The following is a 2,982-nucleotide window of genomic DNA, read 5'->3' as shown; positions in this document are numbered from 1 at the left end:
ACCCTGCACTGGTCAATCTGGCGACGAACATCCCAAGCCCGAGCCCGCCGATCCCACTACCAGCGCAGACAGGCCAAGTGACGTTGGAGTACTAGTCGGCCGCCGCACAGTAATGCAAGCGAGGGGAATGCACCTCGATCACCGCGGTACGCCCATCGCCAGAGCCGCTCCTGAGTCAGCGCTGCCGCCGCCGGGTGGAAGAGGAGGCCTTCGACAGCCTCTTCTACCAGCCCGCGGTATGCCTCCGCTCGCGGGCTCTTCAGCTGCGCGTAGAGCGCCTCCAGCAGATCAACGCTGCGGCACTCGCCCGCTACGTGGGCAATGACGCCGATGACACGACGAGCATGCTTCTTCGTCTTCGGGTCGGTGACGAGCTCCTGGGTCCACTTTAGAACTGGTCTCCGGAGTTCTGGGTGCTCGTTCCATAGCCATTCGAAGATTGCGTAGTCGACACCGGGTTTGTCTCGGTCGATCCACGTGCAGTCGTCGGCGACAGTCGCTTCGATCTCCCGCAGCCGCCTTGACCAACCCTCCGACTCAAGCGCCTTGAACAGCGGCACGCTCTCGTGCCCCAAGGCCATCGCCAATGCCCGGGACGCGGCGGCGACAGCGGTCGAAGGACATCCGTTGAGCACTGCCGCGGCAATCAACAGCATCCGGCGGTCGGCCCAATCGGGCTTCCTGCTGTCGAGTTGTTGGTCGATGTATGGCCGCCACTTGCGGAGCTCACCAATCGTCCGGTCGACGTCGGCCGCCGTCCGTACCAGCCGGAGCCGATCGGCCACCTTCACCGCATAGTCCGGGCTTGTTCGGCCTCCATCCAACTCCGCGACGAACGCCCGGACGGCGTCCTGCTCTAGCAGGCCAAGCGCCTCCCGGTGATCATGGAAAGTCAAGTGCGCGCGGATTACTGAGCTTGCGCGGCGCCGAGGGATGGTCGCGGTATGCCCGCCAAGCTTTGGCCGACATCGCTGCCACGCCTTGTCGGTCACAGTGACAACGATCTGTGAATCTAGCTCCCTCAGGTTCCGCGCGTACGCCATGAGCTCGTCCGCGAAGGCTTCCGGAATCTCCTCGGTCACGTCGCTGAGGTCGAGCAGGAGCCTCGTATCAGAACTCAGCGGGAAGTCCCTAGTGCTCGGCGCTCCTTCCCAGTCCGGAAGCAGTTCGTATATATCCACCACGGACGTCGATACCGGCGAGGTGGCCGACAGCAGCCGGATCGCATCGGTCTCCTTCCCGGTGCCCCGGTGGTTTTCCAGGATCGCGAGGCCGTACTCGTCCAGTGCTGCCTCAGCCTTGATGAACTCATCCACCGGCTTGGCCTGGATGTAGGACGTGAACCTCGCCTTTGTCACCAGCATCTGGTCAACCAGCCGCCATCCCACTCGCCCGCTGCTCATGAGAGTGGTGTGGTAGAGCACCCCCACGGCCATGTTGCTCGACTTGTCGCCGCCAACGGCGGCCACGCTCGGTTCCATGGCCATCAGCGCCTCCAGCCCGGACCGAAGGTGGTGCTCACCGTGCTCCCGTAGGTCTTGCCGACCACGAAGTTGTTGGAGTTATCACCGGCAATGTTGAGGACGGAGATCGAATCTCCCTGGCCATCCTTGCTTTCCGCCAGCTCTTGAGCGATGCCGTCGAGACGTTCAGCCTCGTCCCTCAGCAGATCGGCCGCAGCTTGAGCGTTTTGGCGCAGCTCGTCATGTCGTGACTCTGCACCGATCTGCTCCTCGCCGACCCGCTGGTCAAGCCGGGCGTGCAGATCGTTACGCCGACTCTCAAGCCGCTCCTCTGCCGCCCGCAAGGCCTCACCGAGCGAGGCCTGCCGCTTCATAGAAGCCGCTGCAATCGGGGCGAGGCTGCTAGCAGGTTGTGCGGGGGTGCCCTCGCGTTCCGACTCGAGAAGCACGAGGCGGCGCTCGAACGTCGCCAGCATGCCCCGGATTTCTTGCAGGGCTGCCGGGCCGTCCGCGTCGCGCGGCGATGGCACCAAGTCAGGCGCCCGAGGTGGAACGAACACCTTTGTCTCCTGGGCGCCGACGATCGTGTTGTGCAGCCACAGACCGAGGTCAAAGCAATGCCGCACGACCTGTAAGGCCACCTGCACATCCCTCATGTGCCCGTGCACCGCCTGATTGCCGGCCTTTCTGATCAGATCGCACAGGTGCTGGATGTCCTTATCGATGGCACCTGCTCTCTGCAGGTCAAGGATCCGGTCGTAGAGCCGCTTCGCCTCAGAGCTGACGCCGAAGACAGAGACGGCCTTCTTCGACAACGCCTCCAGAAACCGCCGCGCCTTGAACATCGCCGCATCAGGATCGGTGTAGATGTACGACTCAGCGCTAGCCCCGTCGAACGCCAGCACGGGCTCGTGCTTGACCAGGTACCCGAAGTTCGCAGAAGACTTCACCAGCTCGTCAAGCGCATTGTCCACGGTCTCTCCCCACCCGCCGCCGGAAGCACAGCCGCCCATCGTATCGATCGCCACTGCTTGGAATGGCTGTCGGATTTTGGACAGGTCGAGCCGCCGAGACCCGTTCCGCGCCGGCGACGACGCCCACTCACCGGTCCACCCGATCGACCAGCCTTCTCGCTCGCGGCGTATCCAGTTGTGCAGGTCGAGTTCCCCTGGCGCATCGTGATCAAGAGGTAGTCGACCAGCGGGACGCTCGGACGCAACCAGTACCACAGACCCCGAGCCGGGTGGCGAATCCTTCCCAGCTACGACCACGGTGGTCGACGCCGCGACCAGATGCGCCGAGCGGTCCACCCACCCAGATCGTTCGTTCTCAGCAACCAGTTGCCGCCGTCCGGCTCGCGGTATCCCGGCAGCTGAAAGCAGGGCGGCGGGGCTTCACCGGAGGAAGGTTCAGCCGGAGCCGCTGCATGCGGTGGCCTGACTCTGGTCGAAGGGCCGTGGTGGTCAGTGTCTTTGGGGGACGAGACAGAAGGGGTGCCCGGCGGGATCGGTGAGTACTC

Annotated in this window: 2 protein-coding genes; both read right to left on the bottom strand. The window is 64.1% G+C overall.

Annotated elements, in window-relative coordinates; all coding sequences use genetic code 11:
* Positions 1-56 precede the first annotated feature (56 nt).
* Positions 57-1,487 carry a hypothetical protein gene (locus ACIBO1_RS32250; RefSeq protein ID WP_396753089.1) on the bottom strand — a complete coding sequence of 477 codons (1,431 nt, stop codon included), beginning with the start codon at positions 1,485-1,487 and terminating at the stop codon, positions 57-59.
* The gene (locus tag ACIBO1_RS32245) at positions 1,487-2,773 is read right to left on the bottom strand and encodes a DUF4145 domain-containing protein (protein ID WP_396753087.1); all 1,287 of its coding nucleotides are present in this window, start codon (positions 2,771-2,773) and stop codon (positions 1,487-1,489) included. The genes ACIBO1_RS32250 and ACIBO1_RS32245 overlap by 1 nt, the downstream gene beginning before the upstream one ends.
* Positions 2,774-2,982: the final 209 nt, after the last annotated feature.

It is taken from the genome of Micromonospora sp. NPDC049903, assembly GCF_044460945.1.
Classification (GTDB): Bacteria; Actinomycetota; Actinomycetes; order Mycobacteriales; family Micromonosporaceae; genus Micromonospora.
This window is presented reverse-complemented; position numbering and strand designations above follow the sequence as displayed.

What these genes read in the sequence shown, in the direction of transcription:
- ACIBO1_RS32250 (WP_396753089.1), bottom strand. Translation starts at nt 1,487, where the DNA reads ATGGCCATGGAACCGAGCGTGGCCGCCGTTGGCGGCGACAAGTCGAGC.